This window comes from Salipiger sp. D13 (assembly GCF_003703915.1).
In the GTDB taxonomy this organism is placed as follows: Bacteria; Pseudomonadota; Alphaproteobacteria; order Rhodobacterales; family Rhodobacteraceae; genus Salipiger; species Salipiger profundus.
In genome coordinates this window covers 844,301-860,986 of sequence record NZ_ML112590.1, presented here as the reverse complement: position 1 = coordinate 860,986, position 16,686 = coordinate 844,301, and the positions used below count along the sequence as shown (strand labels likewise).

18 protein-coding genes are annotated in these 16,686 nt (G+C 67.5%); 8 read left to right on the top strand and 10 right to left on the bottom strand.

All coding sequences use genetic code 11. The features are described 5' to 3' along the window. Positions 1–12 precede the first annotated feature (12 nt). The 4 genes from D6860_RS03945 to D6860_RS03930 form a co-directional block, all read right to left on the bottom strand. Complete coding sequence (locus tag D6860_RS03945) at positions 13–747, bottom strand: DUF4396 domain-containing protein (RefSeq protein ID WP_017468242.1); 735 nt, start codon at positions 745–747, stop codon at positions 13–15. Positions 748–809: 62 nt separating this feature from the next. Beyond that, positions 810–1,193: an SMU1112c/YaeR family gloxylase I-like metalloprotein gene (locus D6860_RS03940; protein WP_017468241.1), complete on the bottom strand. Its 384-nt coding sequence runs from the start codon at positions 1,191–1,193 to the stop codon at positions 810–812. Positions 1,194–1,351: 158 nt separating this feature from the next. After that, positions 1,352–1,555: a CsbD family protein gene (locus D6860_RS03935; RefSeq protein WP_017468240.1), complete on the bottom strand. Its 204-nt coding sequence runs from the start codon at positions 1,553–1,555 to the stop codon at positions 1,352–1,354. Between the two features lie 86 nt (positions 1,556–1,641). After that, positions 1,642–2,403 carry an NAD kinase gene (locus tag D6860_RS03930; protein WP_076623896.1) on the bottom strand — a complete coding sequence of 254 codons (762 nt, stop codon included), beginning with the start codon at positions 2,401–2,403 and terminating at the stop codon, positions 1,642–1,644. Between the two features lie 169 nt (positions 2,404–2,572). On the opposite strand from D6860_RS03930, the gene glyA reads away from it, so the two are divergent. Continuing rightward, the gene (gene glyA, locus D6860_RS03925; RefSeq protein WP_017468042.1) at positions 2,573–3,868 is read left to right on the top strand and encodes a serine hydroxymethyltransferase; all 1,296 of its coding nucleotides are present in this window, start codon (positions 2,573–2,575) and stop codon (positions 3,866–3,868) included. A 146-nt stretch (positions 3,869–4,014) separates the two neighbouring features. Here glyA and D6860_RS03920 read toward each other — a convergent pair whose 3' ends face one another. Further along, entirely contained in the window at positions 4,015–4,668 is a 654-nt protein-coding gene (locus D6860_RS03920; protein WP_076623898.1) for a peroxiredoxin, read from the bottom strand. Positions 4,669–4,830: 162 nt separating this feature from the next. Between D6860_RS03920 and D6860_RS03915 the strand changes: the two genes are divergently transcribed. Then, a complete protein-coding gene (locus D6860_RS03915) occupies positions 4,831–6,270 on the top strand; it encodes an aldehyde dehydrogenase family protein (RefSeq protein WP_076623900.1) in 1,440 nt (479 codons plus the stop codon). Positions 6,271–6,531: 261 nt separating this feature from the next. On the opposite strand, the gene D6860_RS03910 is transcribed toward D6860_RS03915, so the two are convergent. Together D6860_RS03910 and D6860_RS03905 are read right to left on the bottom strand one after the other, a co-directional pair. Next, positions 6,532–7,179: an RluA family pseudouridine synthase gene (locus D6860_RS03910; RefSeq protein ID WP_076623902.1), complete on the bottom strand. Its 648-nt coding sequence runs from the start codon at positions 7,177–7,179 to the stop codon at positions 6,532–6,534. Positions 7,180–7,239: 60 nt separating this feature from the next. Further along, entirely contained in the window at positions 7,240–8,412 is a 1,173-nt protein-coding gene (locus D6860_RS03905) for a thiolase family protein (RefSeq protein WP_076623903.1), read from the bottom strand. A 92-nt stretch (positions 8,413–8,504) separates the two neighbouring features. Between D6860_RS03905 and D6860_RS03900 the strand changes: the two genes are divergently transcribed. The 3 genes from D6860_RS03900 (at position 8,505) to D6860_RS03890 (ending at position 10,466) form a co-directional block, all read left to right on the top strand. Beyond that, entirely contained in the window at positions 8,505–8,843 is a 339-nt protein-coding gene (locus D6860_RS03900) for an STAS domain-containing protein (RefSeq protein WP_076623905.1), read from the top strand. A 29-nt stretch (positions 8,844–8,872) separates the two neighbouring features. Beyond that, the gene (locus D6860_RS03895; protein WP_083697823.1) at positions 8,873–9,352 is read left to right on the top strand and encodes an ATP-binding protein; all 480 of its coding nucleotides are present in this window, start codon (positions 8,873–8,875) and stop codon (positions 9,350–9,352) included. 535 nt (positions 9,353–9,887) lie between these two features. Next, a complete protein-coding gene (locus D6860_RS03890) occupies positions 9,888–10,466 on the top strand; it encodes a DUF805 domain-containing protein (protein WP_076623906.1) in 579 nt (192 codons plus the stop codon). Positions 10,467–10,510: 44 nt separating this feature from the next. Here the strand turns inward: D6860_RS03890 and D6860_RS03885 are convergent, their stop codons facing one another. The 3 genes from D6860_RS03885 to D6860_RS03875 all read right to left on the bottom strand — a co-directional run bounded on the left by D6860_RS03885 (position 10,511) and on the right by D6860_RS03875 (position 13,192). Then, a complete protein-coding gene (locus D6860_RS03885; RefSeq protein WP_076623907.1) occupies positions 10,511–11,881 on the bottom strand; it encodes a glutamate--cysteine ligase in 1,371 nt (456 codons plus the stop codon). Positions 11,882–11,948: 67 nt separating this feature from the next. Continuing rightward, the gene (locus tag D6860_RS03880; protein ID WP_017470211.1) at positions 11,949–12,473 is read right to left on the bottom strand and encodes a hypothetical protein; all 525 of its coding nucleotides are present in this window, start codon (positions 12,471–12,473) and stop codon (positions 11,949–11,951) included. Then, complete coding sequence (locus D6860_RS03875) at positions 12,470–13,192, bottom strand: 16S rRNA (uracil(1498)-N(3))-methyltransferase (RefSeq protein WP_076625388.1); 723 nt, start codon at positions 13,190–13,192, stop codon at positions 12,470–12,472. The genes D6860_RS03880 and D6860_RS03875 overlap by 4 nt, the downstream gene beginning before the upstream one ends. A gap of 12 nt (positions 13,193–13,204) precedes the next feature. Between D6860_RS03875 and ubiA the strand changes: the two genes are divergently transcribed. Genes ubiA through D6860_RS03860 form a run of 3 tightly spaced genes read left to right on the top strand, consistent with a single transcriptional unit; the run spans position 13,205 to position 16,529 of the window. Further along, entirely contained in the window at positions 13,205–14,188 is a 984-nt protein-coding gene (gene ubiA, locus D6860_RS03870; RefSeq protein WP_076623908.1) for a 4-hydroxybenzoate octaprenyltransferase, read from the top strand. 59 nt (positions 14,189–14,247) lie between these two features. Beyond that, on the top strand, positions 14,248–16,200 hold the full coding sequence (locus tag D6860_RS03865; RefSeq protein ID WP_076623910.1) for an OmpA family protein: 1,953 nt from the start codon (positions 14,248–14,250) through the stop codon (positions 16,198–16,200). After that, entirely contained in the window at positions 16,197–16,529 is a 333-nt protein-coding gene (locus D6860_RS03860) for a hypothetical protein (protein ID WP_076623912.1), read from the top strand. Before D6860_RS03865 ends, D6860_RS03860 begins: the two co-directional genes overlap by 4 nt. Positions 16,530–16,686: the final 157 nt, after the last annotated feature.

The window sequence follows — 16,686 nt, the reverse complement described above, 5'->3', positions numbered from 1 at the left end:
CCGTTTCCCAGATCAATGAGCGTGGTGGGCGTGATGCTCGTGCTCGTGCTCGTGCCCGTCGTGGTCGTCGCCACCGCCGTGATCATGTCCGGAATGATCCGTCATGCGCGGGTCCATCATGCCTTCCTTCACGCCGAAGCGGATGAGCAGAACGTTGACCGGATAGGCGGCGAACAGGCCGCAACTCAGCGACACGATCAGCGACGACCAGAACCGGATATCGCCCAACCCGGCGTCGCCCGCGAGCGTCAGATCGACCGTGATGGCAACGATCTCCATCACCGCGATCGAGGGCGTCTCTGCAAGGAAGGTGTCCTTCAGGGCCTTGCGTTTCGGCACACCGTCCTGAATCAGCGGACCCAGGGTCAGCAGGAACCCGACACTGTAGGCGAAGAGAAAGGTCATCGCGACCGTGCCGAAGGTTTCGAGGCGCAGCAGGCCGACAGCCAGCGTGAGACCGACGATCTCGCCCAGCCCGCAGCCCGAGTAGCAGTGCGCGACCGAGCGGAAGCTGCGGCGCCAGAGACCGTCGTCGGAGATCTCCTTGCGGCCGCAAGAGAGGTAGACCCACAGGCCAAGCGGACCCGAGTAGAAAACGGTCAGCGCCCAGACCAGCTTCATCAGGCTCATCAGGTGACTGTTCTTCGTTGCCAGATCGCGCAGCAGCCAGATCTCGCAGGGGATCATCAGAAGGGCCCAGATGATCAGGAACCATGGGGAGGAGAGAACGCTTTCGACAAGGGGCATGGAGACATCCTTTCTCCGTGACCAACGAGGCCGTCCGATACGAGTTCCCTCAAGCCAAGGCGTCAGGCTTCGTATAGTTCGAGCGGCAGCCCGTCCGGATCGGCGAAGAAGGTGAAGCGCTTGCCGGTAAGCGCGTCGGTGCGGATCGGCTCGACCGCAACGCCACCCGCCTCGAGCCGGGCCTTGGCCGCGGTCACGTCACCGACAGAAAAGGCGAGGTGGCGGAGGCCCCGCGCCTCGGGCCGGGTCGGTCGGCTCGGCGGTTCGGGGAAGCTGAAGAGCTCGAGCTGCCCGCCGCCCGGTATTGCCAGGTCGAGCTTCCAGCTCTGCCGCTCGGCGCGCCATGTTTCCGCGATGACCTCGAGACCGAGCGTGTCGGTATAGAAGGCCCGGCTCCGCGCGTAGTCGCTGCAGATCACGGCAACGTGGTGGAATCCTTCGATCATGTTGTTCCTCAGGTGCGGCGATCCGTGGGTATGGGCCACTGGACCGGATCCGGCACCGCGTCGCAAGCACTATGACCTGAAGCGTCGGCGGAAGCCTGACACGAAAAGACCCCGGGGAGGGAAACCCGGGGCCTTTTGGCACGTGCCTGCACTGCGCGTCAGGCGGAGTGCTTGGCGGCGAACTCGTCCACCTGTCTTTCTGCGTCATCCTTTGCAAGGCCGTAACGTTCCTGAACGATGCCGACCAGCTTCTCGCGGTCGCCCGCAGCGCGGTCCACATCGTCGTCTGTCAGCTTGCCCCAGTACGACTGGGTGTCGCCCTTGAGCTGCTTCCATTTGCCTTGAATCACATCCCAGTTCATCGGGTTGCCTCCTTTTCTCGGCGTCGCCCGCCTCGTCGCGGGGTTTCAGTCTAGGAACGCCGGAGAAAGGCCGCCGGTTCCACCGGTCAGACGAACTGTTCGCGGATCAGCCGTTCCTCGAGACCGTGGCCCGGATCGAAGAGAACGCGGTGCGCAACCGAGGGTTCGGACCGGATGTCGACACGCACCACGTCGCGTACAGACTGGCTGTCGGCCTCGGCCATGACCGGGCGCTTTTCGGCCTCGAGCACCTCGAAGGTCACCTCGGCGGCCTTGGGCAGCAAGGCGCCCCGCCAGCGGCGCGGTCGGAAGGCGGCCACGGCGGTCAGCGCCAGCACCTCGGCACCGATTGGCAGGATCGGCCCGTGCGCCGAGTAGTTGTAGGCGGTCGAGCCTGCCGGTGTCGCCAGCAGGGCGCCGTCGCAGACCAGCTCGGGCATCCGCAGCTTGCCGTCGACATGGATCGCCAGCCGCGCGGCCTGCGGTCCGGCACGCAGCAGCGACACCTCGTTGATCGCCAGCGCCCGGTGGTCGCTGCCGTCGGCCCGGTGGGCGCGCATCGACAGCGGGTTGATGACCGCCTCCTCGGCGGCGGCCAGACGCTCTTCGAGCGCGTGCTCGGAATACTCGTTCATCAGGAAGCCGACGGTGCCGCGATTCATTCCGTAGACCGGGGCCGCCAGTTCCTCCGTGCGGTGCAGCGTGTGCAGCATGAAGCCGTCGCCTCCAAGCGCGACGATCACGTCGGCGCCCTTTTCGGCGTGGTTCCCATAGCGCCGGGAGAGCCCGGCCAGCGCAGATTGCGCGATCGGGGCGTTGGAGGCGCAGAAGGCGATCTTGAGAGACATGCAATTCCTCGGGCAGGGCCGCGTATTTCCGAAACAAGCACAAGTTCCACCGGGCTGCCAGACATGCCGCGGGATAATTCCGATATGCCGCTTTGCAGCCTTTGCGGCGGCGCCGGTTTCCTTTACGTAGGCGCACGTGACCAAACCATGACACCGGGAGACCCGCCTCATGAACGCCCCGCACCGCGATGATGGATTCTTCACCCAGTCGCTCGCCGAGCGCGACGCCGAGCTTTTCGCAGCCATTACCGGCGAGCTGGGTCGCCAGCGCGACGAGATCGAACTGATCGCCTCCGAGAACATCGTCTCCCGCGCCGTGATGGAGGCGCAGGGCTCGGTGATGACCAACAAGTACGCCGAGGGCTACCCGGGCCGCCGCTACTACGGTGGCTGCGACTGGGTGGACGTGGCCGAGAACCTCGCCATCGACCGCGCCAAGCAGCTGTTCGGCTGCGAGTTCGCCAACGTGCAGCCGAACTCCGGCAGCCAGGCCAACCAGGGTGTGTTCACCGCGCTGCTGCAGCCCGGCGACACGATTCTCGGCATGTCGCTCGATGCCGGTGGTCACCTGACCCACGGTGCCAAGCCCAACCAGTCGGGCAAGTGGTTCAACGCCGTGCAATACGGCGTGCGCCAGCAGGACAACATGCTGGATTACGACCAGGTGCAGGAGCTCGCCAACGAGCACAAGCCGAAGCTCATCATCGCCGGCGGCTCGGCCATCCCGCGCCAGATCGACTTCGCCAGGATGCGCGAAATCGCCGACAGCGTCGGCGCATGGCTGCATGTCGACATGGCGCATTTTGCCGGGCTCGTGGCGGCGGGCGAGCATCCCTCGCCGTTCCCGCACGCGCATGTGGCGACCACCACCACCCACAAGACCCTGCGCGGCCCGCGCGGCGGCATGATCCTGACCAACGACGAGACCATCGCGAAGAAGGTGAACTCGGCGATCTTCCCCGGTATCCAGGGCGGCCCGCTGATGCATGTCATCGCGGCCAAGGCCGTCGCCTTCGGCGAGGCGCTGGAGCCGTCGTTCAAGACCTACGCGCAGCAGGTCATCAGGAACGCCCAGGCGCTGTCGGACCAGCTCATCAAGGGCGGGCTCGACACCGTGACCCACGGCACCGACACCCACGTGGTGCTCGTCGACCTGCGCCCCAAGGGCGTGAAGGGCAACGCGACCGAGAAGGCGCTGGGCCGGGCGCACATCACCTGCAACAAGAACGGCGTGCCGTTCGACCCGGAAAAGCCGACCGTGACCTCGGGCATCCGCCTCGGCTCGCCTGCCGGCACCACCCGCGGCTTCGGCGAGGACGAGTTCCGCCAGATCGCCGACTGGATCATCGAGGTGGTCGACGGGCTTGCCGCCAACGGTGAAGAGGGCAATGCAGAGGTCGAGGCCAAGGTGCGCGGCGAAGTCACCGCCTTCCTCGAGCGCTTCCCGATCTACCCGACGCTCTGAACGGAGCCCCCAAGATTTTTCGTCCGAAAAATCTTGGGCCCCGACACCGGCGTGAAGATTTTTCGTCCGAAAAATCTTCGGCACTGACCAGAAAAAAGCCCCGGATCATGCGATCCGGGGCTTTGCCGTTCCGGCTGCAGAGCCGATCAGGACGGGTCCTTGGCGTAACGCAGGTAGGGCAGCTTGATGTCGAGCTCGCCGTATTTCTCCTTGGCGGCGGCGTCGTCGAGCGACAGCGCCACGATCACGTCCTTGCCGGTCTCCCAGTTGGCGGGCACGGCGAGCGGCTGCTCGTAGGTGCGCTGCAGGCCGTCGAGCGCGCGCAGCACCTCGGCGAAGTTGCGGCCCACCGACATCGGGTAGGTCATCATCAGCTGCACCTTCTTGTTGGGCGCGATGATGAACACCGAGCGCACGGTCGCGCTGTCGGCGGGCGTGCGGCCGTCGGGCAGGTAGGCATCGGCGGGCAGCATGTCGAGCGCCTTGGCCACCGCGAGATCCTCGTCGGCGATGATCGGGAAGCCGGCGTCGGCCCCCGCGGTGCTCTCGATGTCACCCTTCCACTTCTTGTGCTCGTCGACGCCGTCGACCGAGATGCCCATCACCTTGGTGCCGCGCTTGGCCCATTCGTCGGCCAGCTGTGCGACGGCGCCGAACTCGGTGGTGCAGACCGGGGTGAAATCCTTGGGGTGCGAGAACAGGATCGCCCAGCTGTCGCCGATCCAGTCGTGCAGGTCGTACTCGCCGAGGTCGGTGACGACGTGGAGGTTCGGAATCTCGTCGTTGATACGAAGTGCCATTGAACTGTCCTTTCCTGTGCAATTCGGTCGGTAACCGGCCTTGCGGTTTTAGATACGGTCCAGACTGCCAGTGTAAAGACCCCGCTTGCAGCTTCGCGAGCTCAGTGACAGTGTGTCGCCTACCGGGGAATTTGATCAAATTATGCATGACGGAGACGAAGCATGATCGAGAAGCGGCAGTTCTACATTGACGGAGCCTGGGTGGACGCCCGCGACGGACGCGACCACGCGGTGATCGACCCGGCGACCGAAGAGCCCTGCGCCACCATTGCGCTTGGCGGTCAGGCCGACACCGACGCCGCCGTGGCGGCCGCGAAGAAGGCGTTGCCGGGCTGGATGGCGACGCCCGCCGCCGAGCGCATCGCGCTGGTCGAGAAGCTGCTCGAGGCCTACAAGGCGCGCAGCGAAGAGATGGCGCAGGCGATGTCGCTCGAGATGGGGGCACCGATCGCGCTGGCACGCGCGAACCAGGTGGGGGCGGGTGCCTTCCACCTGCAGAACTTCATCGACGCGGCGAAGACCTTCGACTTCGAGGCGCCGTTCTCCGACGCCTTCCCCGACACCCGCATGATCCACGAGGCGGTTGGCGTCTGCGCGCTTATCACGCCGTGGAACTGGCCGATGAACCAGATCACCCTCAAGGTGGGCGCCGCTGCCGTCGCCGGCTGCACCATGGTGCTGAAGCCCTCGGAGGAAAGCCCGCTTTCGGCGCTGCTCTTCGCCGAGATGGTCGAGGCCGCCGGCTTCCCGAAGGGGGTCTTCAACCTCGTGAACGGTGACGGCGCAGGCGTGGGCTCGCAGCTCTCCAGCCATCCCGACGTCGACATGGTGAGCTTCACCGGCTCGACCCGCGCCGGCCGCGCCATCTCGAAGGCGGCGGCGGACACGCTCAAGCGCGTGCACCTCGAGCTTGGCGGCAAGGGCGCGAACCTGATCTTCGCCGATGCCGACGACAAGGCGGTGCAGCGCGGCGTGCAGCACATGATGCAGAACAGCGGTCAGAGCTGCAACGCGCCCTCGCGCATGATGGTCGAGGCCTCGGTCTACGACAGCGTCGTGGAGAAGGCCGCCGAGGTGGCCAAGTCGGTCAAGGTCGGCGCGCCCTCCGAGGACGGCAAGCACATCGGTCCGGTGGTGAACGCCGTGCAATACGACAAGATCCAGGGCCTGATCGAGACGGGCATCTCCGAGGGCGCGCGTCTTGTCGCCGGGGGCCCCGGCCGTCCCGAGGGATTCAACAAGGGTTTCTACGTGCGGCCCACGGTGTTTGCCGACGTGACGCCGGACATGACCATCGCGCGGGAAGAGATCTTCGGGCCGGTGCTGTCGATCATGAAGTTCGAGACCGAGGACGAGGCCGTCGCCGTCGCCAATGACACGCCCTACGGGCTGACCAACTACGTGCAGTCGCAGGACGTCGAGCGCCGTCACCGGCTGGCCCGGCAGCTGCGCTCGGGTATGGTCGAAATGAACGGCAAGAGCCGCGCCCCCGGTGCGCCGTTCGGCGGCATGAAGCAGTCGGGTAACGGACGCGAGGCGGGCATCCTCGGTATCCACGACTTCCTCGAGGTCAAGGCCGTGAGCGGCTGGGCGGCCGAGTAAGCAACGGACGGGCAGGCGGCATTCAGGTTGCCTGCCCGATCCCGGCGAGGGCACCGGATCTCGTGCCGGTTCGAGCGTATGGAAGGGGCGCGCCGGATCGACACAGCAGGCTCACAGAGCGCAGAAGCCGCGCTGGCGGTTTCGCCATTCACGCCGGTGACGCGTGTCAGCCGGATCATCGAAACGAGCGCGAGGTCGCTCGGACAGAGCGGCTGACCCAGACACGATTCCGAAGCTGGGGAAGTCTGGCCCGTCCAGCTTTTAGAACGGTGCCTTGGAGCGGAATTTCACCCCGTTGTTGCCGTCGGGGTGCGAGAGCCGCAGCTCTTCGGCGTGCAGCATCATGCGCGGGAAATTTCCGGCGGTTTCGGGGGCGTAAAGCGGATCTCCGAGGATCGGGTGGCCGAGCGCCAGCATGTGCACCCGCAACTGGTGGCTGCGCCCGGTGAGCGGATGCAGCCGCATCCGGCTCTCCTCGTCCGACGCCTTCAACACCCGGTAGTCAGTGACCGCAGGCTTGCCGGTCTCGTGGCAGACCTTCTGCAATGGGCGATTGGGCCAGTCGACGATGAGCGGCAGATCGACCGTCCCGGTCTTGCCCTCGACCCGGCCGGCGACCCGCGCGATGTAGGTCTTCTTGGTCTTGCGGGCCTCGAACTGCTGGCCGAGATGGCGCTGCGCGTGCGCGGTCAGGCCGAAGACCATCACCCCCGAGGTGTCGCGGTCGAGCCGGTGCACCAGCCGCACGGTCGGAAAGGCCTTCTCCAGCCGTGCGGTCAGGCAATCCGCCAGCTCGGGCCCCTTGCCGGGGACCGACAGCAGGCCGGCGGGCTTGTCGACCACGAGGATCTCGTGGTCGTGGTGCAGCACGGGAATCTCGCCCTGCGGCGGGGAATAGGTGGTGTCCATGCCGCTCCCTGTGGCAAATGCCGGCCCGCTCCGCAAGCCGGCACCGAGGCGGGGCAGGGGCTACATGCGCTCGATGGCGATGGCCGTGCCCTCGCCGCCACCGATGCAGATCGCCGCGACGCCGCGCTTCAGGCCGCGCGTCTCGAGGGCGTTCAGCAGGGTGACGATGATCCGCGCGCCGCTGGCGCCGATCGGGTGGCCGAGTGCGCAGGCGCCGCCGTTCACGTTCACGATGTCGCGCGGCAGCCCCATCTCGCGCATGAAGGCCATGGGCACCACGGCGAAGGCCTCGTTGACCTCCCAGAGATCGACGTCGGACTTCTTCCAGCCGATGCGGTCGAGCAGCTTCTGCGCGGCGGGGATCGGCGCGGTGGGAAAGAGGTTCGGCGCCTGCGCGTGGCTTGCATGGCCGAGCACCCGGGCGCGGGGCGTGGCACCGCTGCGCTCGACCTCATCGAGCGTCGTCATTACCAGCGCCGCCGCGCCGTCGGAAATCGACGAGGAGTTCGCGGCGGTCACCGTCCCGTCCTTGCGGAAGGCGGGCTTGAGGTGGGGGATCTTCTCGGGCCGTGCGCGGGCGGGCTGCTCGTCGCGGGTGATGACCTCTTCGCCGGTGCGGGCGTGCACCGTGACGGGCGTGATCTCGCGCGCGAAGGCGCCCGAGCGCTCGGCGTCGAGGGCATTGTCGAGCGAGGCGATGGCGTATTGATCCTGCGCGTCGCGGGTGAACTGGAAGGCCTCGGCGCAATCCTCGGCGAAGGTGCCCATCAGCCGCCCCTTGTCGTAGGCATCTTCGAGCCCGTCCAGGAACATGTGGTCGATCACCTGCTTGTGGCCGATCCGGGCGCCGTCTCGCATCGCGGGCAGCAGGTAGGGCGCATTGGTCATGCTCTCCATGCCACCGGCGATGATCGTTCCGGCATGACCGAGTGCCAGCTGGTCGAACGCCATCATCGCGGCTTTCATCCCCGAGCCGCACATCTTGTTGAGGGTCGTTGCCGGGACCGCCTCGCCGAGGCCGGCGGCGAAGCCCGCCTGCCGCGCCGGCGCCTGGCCCTGGCCCGCCGGCAGGACGCAGCCCATCAGAAGCTCGTCGACCACGGGGTCACCGGCCTCGGTCCGCGCCGCGCGGATCGCCGCCCCGCCGAGGTCGGCGGCGGTCAGGTCCGAGAACATCCCCTGAAAGCCCCCCATGGCGCTGCGGGCGGCGCCGGTGATCACCACATCGGTCATGCTGTCTCCTCCATCTCTCTTGCATATGAATACAAAAAGGTAAGGAATGTCGTCTAGCCTCTGTGGCGCAGGGTTATATCGGGGCCTGAAAGATGCAGCTCACCGTGACGGAAGCGGGCGACACGCAGATTCTCCGCGTGGAGGAGGCGCGGATCGATTCCGCAGTCGCCATCCAGTTCAAGGACGCCGTTCGCGCGCGGGTCTCGCCACGGGCGCGGCGGGTCGTGCTGGACCTCGGGCAGGTCGATTTCATCGACTCGAGCGGGCTTGGCGCTGTCGTCGCCGCGATGAAGGCGATGGACGACGGGCAGCAGCTCGATCTCGCGGCGCTGCAGCCGACGGTCGACCGGGTGTTCCGGCTGACCCGGATGGACACGATCTTCGTCATCCACGAAAGTGTCGAGGCGGCGCGAAACGCCAGCGTCGACTGATCGGCCCATCGGTAACAGGAGCCAGACCGATGCCGGATTGCTCCGATGAGACCGCGCAGCAGATGCTGGAGCTCTCGCTCGAGAGCTCCCCCAGGGCGGTGCGTCGCGCGCTTCTTCTGGCGATGCGGCCGCTCGAGGATCTCGGTTGGCCCGACGAGGCGCAGGGCAGGGTCCAGATCGTCCTGGCCGAGGCGCTCAACAACATCGTCGAACATGCTTATCGAGGGACGGCGGACGGCCAGATCCGGCTGCACATGACCGTCACCCCCAAGCTGGCGGAAATGCATCTGGGCGACGATGGGCATCCGATGCCGCACGGCGCGCTCCCGGCACCCCGCAAGATTGACATCGGCGGCGCTCGTTCGGCGCTGCCCGAGGGCGGGTTCGGTTGGGCCCTCATTCACCGGCTCTGCGCTCAGGTGTGCTATCAAAGGGATCACGGCGCCAACAGGCTCTCGCTTCGCGTTCGACGAGACCCGCGCCGCCAAGCAGCGGATGACACTCGCTGAGGCAATCACCCCGAAACCGCCGCAATGCCATCCCAATCCGGCCCGATTGCCGGGACATAAAGACAGGGTAGCTGCATATGGCTTCCCTCGGCGCCGCGTCGTTTCAGCCCCCACCCAGTGCGTGGCGTCGAGGACTACCTTCCCCCCTGACATCTCGAGACTGCCGCCAAGCCGCCAGATCCGGGCCATGCTCCGCCCGCAGCCGCCCGGTCGGTAGAAAGCGGCCATTGCGCCATGGCATTTCCCTGACCGGATCACATTTCCGCCCGAAATCGCTGCGATACAGAGAGGGTAGCTGCTAAAGGCTTCCCTCGGCGCTGCGTCGTTTCAGCCCCCACCCAGTGCGTGGCGCCGAGGTCTACTCTCCCCGCATCAGTGAATTATTCGAGCGCCCACTCGGCGTTTTCTTCCGGAATGCGACTGGGAGCGTGAGGCCGCCCAATCCCCGGAATTTCCACGCTTGTGCCCCATTCCAGCCCCGCGGCGTCGCGAAGCTCATTCCTGAACAGAGTGTAAACTTCAGGGAGAGCAAGGCATGTACAGTCCCGTCGCAGCCATGGAATCTTATATTTCCAATGCAGTCACCCTGAACGGGCGGGCGACCCGCTCGGAATACTGGTGGCCGGCGCTGGTCGTGGGCTCGGCCACCATCGCTGCAGGACTCGCCGACGCCATGACGGTGATGCGCGCGATGGAAGACGCGGCGCTGCCGCCGCTGGGGATCACCGCCTACTGGTCGCCCATCCTGTCGCTGGTGACCTTCGTGCCCAACTTCACCGCCGCGATCCGACGGCTGCACGACAGCGGCCGCTCCGGGGGCTGGACGCTGGTGACGCTGGTGCCCTTCCTCGGGGTCCTCGTCTACCTCGTGCTGCTGCTCATGCCCTCTGAGCGGCACGAGAACGCATGGGGCAGCCCGCGCGATCCCGGCGTCGCGCCCCCGCGGCCGCGTTCGGCAAGGCCGGCCGCCGAGGCGCAGGCGCGTCGCCCACTGGATGCCTACGCGGTGTTGCTTCAGGCTGCCGCGGAGCCATCACCGGAGGAAATCGCGCGGCGCAGGCAGGAGGTGCACGAGTACTTCATGCGCAACGTCTCGCGTCGCGCGACCACCTGAGCCAGCGAGGTCCGGGCGCGGTGCCCGGCCCGGTCGATTGCTCGTCAGTAGCTGTATTCGGAATAGATGCGGCTCAGGTCGCCGTTCCAGTCGCCCCGGTAATGGTCCAGCAGCTCGTCGGCCAGAACCTTGCCGCTCTCCACGCTCTCCTTGAGCGCGTTGAGGAAATGCGTCTCGTCCGGCAGCAGCCCGCCTGCGCCGGTGCAGCCGCGCGCCTTGAGACCGGCCTCGGCGATATCGAGGGTCTGCCTGGCAAGCTCGTGCATGTGGATCCCCTCGACACGGGCGTCGAGCGCCTGATCGGCGGCAGCGACGCGCAGCGCCTCGCGGGTGGGGGCGTCCCAGTCCTTTACCAGATCCCAGGCCGCGTCGAGCGCGCCCTGGTCGTAGGTCAGCCCGACCCAGAAGGCGGGCAGGGCGCAGAGCCGGCGCCACGGGCCGCCGTCGGCGCCGCGCATCTCGATGAACTTCTTGAGCCGTGCCTCGGGGAAGATGGTGGTCAGGTGGTCGGCCCAGTCCGACAGCGTCGGAACCTCGCCGGGCAGTGCCGGAAGCTCGCCCTTGAGGAAATCGCGGAAGGATTGTCCGAGCGCATCGACGTAGGTGCCGTCGCGGTAGACGAAATACATCGGCACATCGAGCGCGTAGTCGACGTAGCGCTCGAAGCCGAAGCCGTCCTCGAAGACGAAGGGCAGCATCCCCGTGCGATCCGAGTCGAGGTGCCGCCAGACGTAGGAACGGTAGCTCTTCATGCCGTTCGGCTGGCCCTCGAAGAACGGCGAGTTGGCAAACAGGGCGGTGGCGACCGGCTGCAGGGCCAGCGCGACGCGCATCTTCTTGACCATGTCGGCCTCTGAGCCGAAGTCGAGGTTCACCTGAACCGTGCAGGTGCGACGCATCATGGTGGTGCCGGTGGTGCCGACGCGCCCCATGTAGGCGTCCATGAGCTTGTAACGGCCCTTGGGCATCAGCGGCATCTCGTCGTGCATCCATTCCGGTGCCGCGCCGAGCCCGATGAAACCGACGCCGATCTCGTCGGCGATGTCCTTCACCTCGCGCAGGTGTTCGTTCACCTCGTCGCAGGTCTGGTGGATGGTCTCGAGCGGGGCGCCCGACAGCTCCAGCGCGCCGCCCGGTTCGAGCGAGACGTTGGCGCCGTCCTTTTCCAGACCGATGATGTGGCCGCCCTCGGACACCGGGGCCCAGCCGTAGCGGTCACGCAGCCCTTCGAGTACCGCGCGGATCGAGCGCGGGCCATCGTAGGGAAGCGGTTCATGGGTGTCGGTCAGGTAGCCGAATTTCTCGTGCTCGGTGCCGATGCGCCAGTCGTCCTTGGCCTTGCATCCGGCTTCGAGGTATTCCGCGAGTTGCGCTTGGCTCTCGATCGGCCCGCCGCCGGATTGAGGAATGGACATGAGGGCGCTCCGATTGTCTTGGCCGTATCGCGTTGAAGGTCAGGGATGGGCGGAATGCGCATCCTTGTCAATGCAGACGGAGGTGTGTGGATTTGCACGAAGGCGCCTCCCAGATGGTCACCGGGCGGGTGCCGTCGCGGCGCATCTCAGAGAGCATCCGCTCGGTGTGCAGACCGGGCAGTGTGGCGAAGGCATCGAAGAGCGCATCTGCACCCTCGGCGGTGAGCGGGATGGCAAGCGGCGGCTGGCCGGGCTGGCGCAGCAGCCAGTGCGGCGGTTTCGCGGAGGGGTCGAGAACGAGGGCCGACAGGGCCTCGAGGTCGGCGGCCCCGCCGGTCAGCGGGCCGAAGTAGGTGATCCGCCCCTCGACGATCTGAACCACGCCGGGCCCGCCCGCGCCGATGCGGAACCGGCCGCGCTGGATGCCGGCGATGACCAGCAGCAGGCCCACGGCGATGACCCCGTAGCCGATCCAGTGCAGCAGCCCGCCGCCGGTGAAGAAACCCCAGTAGACCCCCAGCGCGAGCACCGCGAGGCCGATCAGCGCCTCTCGCCATTGTGATAGCGCGGCCCGCGCCCCGGGCCGGATCATGCCCAGTCTCCGTTCTCGGCCTGCCAGAGCGTCAGCGCCGCGACCGCCGCCGTGTCGGCGCGCAGGATGCGGGGGCCGAGCGCGATGACGCGGGTCTGCGCCATGTCGCCCAGCCGGGCGCGCTCGGCATCGGAAAAGCCGCCCTCGGGGCCCACCAGCACGGCTGCCGGGGCAGGGGGGCCGGCAAGCGTCGCGGCGCGGCTGCCGGCCTCGGCCTCGTCGCAGAACAGCAGGCCCCGGTCGCCGGGCCAGTCGTCGATCAGCCTGTCGAGCCGGTGAAGCTCGGTGACCTCGGGCACGAAGAGCGCGCCGCATTGCTCCGCAGCCTCGAGCGCATGGGCCTGAAGCCGGTCCTGCCGGATCCGCTCGGAATTGGTGAACCGGGTCTGGACCGGAACGATGCGCCGCACCCCGAGCTCGACGGCCTTCTCGACGATGAAGTCGGTGCGCGCCTTCTTGATCGGCGCGAACAGCAGCCAGAGGTCGGGCGGCATCGCCTGCGGGCGCGTCTGCGCCTCGCATGTGGCCGTGCCGGCCTTCTTTCCCGCCTCGGTGATCTCGGCCAGCCATTCGCCGTCGGACCCGTTGAACAGGAGAACGCGGCCTCCGGCAGACATCCGCATCACGGAAAAGAGATAGTGGGCCTGATCCCGTGTCAGAGGGACCGGTTGTCCCGCCCCAAGCGGGTGCTCTACAAACAGGCGAACCTTCGCAGTCATGAGGCGCACCATATGAGCCAGCCCGGAACAACGCCAGAGGCAGAGACGACTGAAACCGCCGGACGGGTGTCGGACGCGGTCCGCGGCAACTGGGTCGATCATTATGCGCCCGCTTGGACGCGGCCCTACCTGCGGCTCAGCCGTGCCGATCGACCGATCGGGACATGGCTGCTGCTGCTGCCGTGCTGGTGGGGGCTGCTGCTGTCGATGGTCCACGATGGCCGCGCGGGCTGGTTCGACCTCTGGATCTTCGCCGGCTGCGGCATCGGCGCGTTCCTGATGCGCGGTGCGGGCTGCACCTGGAACGACATCACCGACCGCCACATCGACGGCTCGGTGGCGCGCACCGCCTCGCGGCCGATTCCCTCGGGGCAGGTGAGCGCGAAGCAGGCGCTGGGCTGGGCGGTGATCCAGTCGCTGACAGCCTTCCTGATCCTCGTGACCTTCCCGCCGATGGCCATCGCGCTGGGCGTGCTGGCGCTGGCGCCGGTGGCGATCTACCCGTTTGCCAAGCGCTTCACCTGGTGGCCGCAGATCTTCCTCGGCATCGCCTTCAACTGGGGCGCGTTGCTTGCGTGGACGGCGCATTCCGGCACGCTCGGCTGGCCGGCGGTGCTACTCTACCTCGCGGGGATGGCGTGGACGCTGTTCTACGACACGATCTACGCCCATCAGGACAAGGAGGACGACGCGCTCATCGGGGTGAAATCCACCGCCCGGCTCTTCGGCGACAGCGCGACGCCGAAATGGCTCGCGGGCTTCCTCGTGGCCTGCGTGTCGCTCATCGGGCTCGCCATCGTGACGGCCGTCCCGCGCGGAGAGATCCTGCAACTGGTGATCCTCATCGGCGGCCCCTGGGCGATGGGCTGGCACATGCTCTGGCAGATGCGCCGGCTCGACGTGAACGACCATGACCGCCTGCTGATGCTGTTCCGGTCCAACCGCGACGCCGGGCTGCTGCCCGTGCTGTTTTTCGCCGCCGCGCTGCTCGCCTGATTGCGTGGCGGTGCCCCGCCGCGTATCAGACCCCAAAACGATAAAGGACTCCCGGGCTCATGCGTCTTTCGAGATTCGCCATCCCCGCCGCGACCCTTCTTGCCGCCGCGATCCTCTGCCTGCTTGCCGCGTTCTTCGCATCGCGCCTGGTCGAGAACACGTCACGCACCGAGGTCGGCACAGCGCTGGACATGGCGGAACTGGACTGGGCCGAGGTCGACGTGAACGGGCTTCAGGTCTTTCTCATCGGCGAGGCCCCGGACGAGGCCGCGCGCTTCGAGGCGGTCACCGTCGCGGGCACGGTCGTCGATTCGGCCCGCGTGATCGACCAGATGCTGGTGGCAGAGCCCGACGATATCCGGGCGCCCCGCTTCTCGGTCGAGATCCTGCGCAACGACGAGGGCATCTCGGTCATCGGGCTGGTGCCCGCCGACACCGATCGCGAAGCGCTGATCGAACGGTTCCGCGGGCTCGTCGGCGAGGACGGCGAGGTCTCGGACCTGCTCGAGGTGTCCGATTTCCCCGAGCCCGAGGGCTGGGACGACGCGCTGACCTTCGCGGAGCGTTCGATGCACGACCTGCCGCGCTCGAAGGTCTCGGTCGAGGCCGGGCGCGTGCAGATCAAGGCGATGACCGACAGCGACCGCGAGCGCCGCGACCTGCGCGCCGATCTCGAGCGTCGCGCACCCGAGGGGATGGAGCTGGCGCTGGAGCTGTCGGCGCCGCGCCCGGTCATCACGCCGTTCACCCTGCGCTTCCTGATCGACGACGACGGTGCACGGTTCGACGCCTGCTCGGCCGACACCAAGGCGGCGCGCGACCGGATCCTCGCGGCGGCCCAGGACGCCGGCGTCGGCGAGGATGCGACCTGCCGTCTGGGCCTTGGCGTGCCCACGCGCGAGTGGGCCGACGCGGCGGTGATGGGCATCGAGGCCGTCGCGAACCTGGGCGGCGGCTCGGTCACCTTCTCGAACGCCGACGTGGCGCTGCTGGCACTCGAGGGCACCGACCAGGCCGTGTTCGACCGGGTGGTGGGCGAGCTCGAGAACGGCCTTCCGGAGGTCTTCGCGCTCAAGGCCGTGCTGCCCGAGCCGCCCGAGGAAGAAGAGCAGGGCCCGCCCGAGTTCACCGCGACTCTCTCGCCCGAGGGCTCGGTGCAGCTGCGCGGACGCATCAACTCGGAAATCAGCCGCCAGACCGCCGACAGCTTCGCCAAGGCGCGCTTCGGATCCGAAGCCGTTTACACCGCGGCCCGGGTCGACGACACGCTGCCGTCGGGCTGGCCCGCGCGCGTGCTCGCCGGGCTCGAGGCGCTGGGCGAGCTGTCGAACGGCGTGGTGCGGGTGACGCCCGACCTCGTGAGTGTCGCGGGCAATACCGGCAACTCGGACGCCAACGCGGTGATCTCGGGGCTGCTGGCCGACAAGCTGGGCGAGACCGCCGATTTCGAGATCGAGGTCACCTATCAGGAGAAGCTCGACCCGACGCTGGGTATCCCGACGCCGGAGGAATGCGAGGCGCAGATCGTCGACATCATCGGCGACCGCAAGATCACCTTCGAGCCGGGCTCGGCCAACCTCGACGCCTCGGCCAAGGACGTGATGGACGACATCGCGGAGCTTCTGAAGCTCTGCGGCGACATCCCGCTCGAGATCCAGGGCCACACCGACAGCCAGGGCCGCGAGTCGATGAACCAGCAACTCAGCCAGGAGCGGGCGCAGTCGGTCCTCAACGCGCTGCGCAACCGGATGGTCCTGACCGCCTCCTACCGGGTGACGGGCTACGGCGAGGAACAGCCCATCGCCGACAACGACACCGAGGAAGGGCGCGAGGCGAACCGCCGGATCGAGTTCAAGCTGGTCCGCCCCGAGCCGGTCGAAGAAGAGCTGACCACGCTGGAACAGCTTGAAGAAGCCGCCGAGGCAGGCGATACCGAAGAAGAAGGCGCGCAGGCAGACACCGCAGAAGACGCGCAAGGCACCGAAAACGGGGCAGAAGGGGCAGGAGAATGAACAGGACCGAATTCGTGATCGCCACGGCGATCATTCTCTTCGTGGCCTTCTGCATGGGCTGGTTCGCGAACTGGCTGGTGCATCGCATCAAGCGGGTCAGCCAGGCCGACGTGGACCAGCTCGAACGCATGAGCCAGGAGCTGCACGAAGCGGAAGAGACCCGCGACCAGGCGATTACCTACCTGCAGCAGCGCGAGGCGGAACTCACCAACCAGCTCGCCCAGACCGAGGCCGAGCTCTCTGCCGCCATGGATGGGCTGCGCGAAGCCCGCCGCGAGGCCGAGGAACTGCGCGCCTGGATCGACCGCGACAAGGGCGGCGCGGCCTGACCTTGCGGCGCCGCTGACGCGGCACGCGATCAGCCCCGGGCCGCCTCTTGGCGACCCGCGGCGGCGGGCGCCCGTGGCAGGCGGGTGTGGCCGGATCCCGGCCTTGCAAGGGTGGTATTACACGGCTGGCCGGGGCGTCTTTCCATTTCGCGCGCGG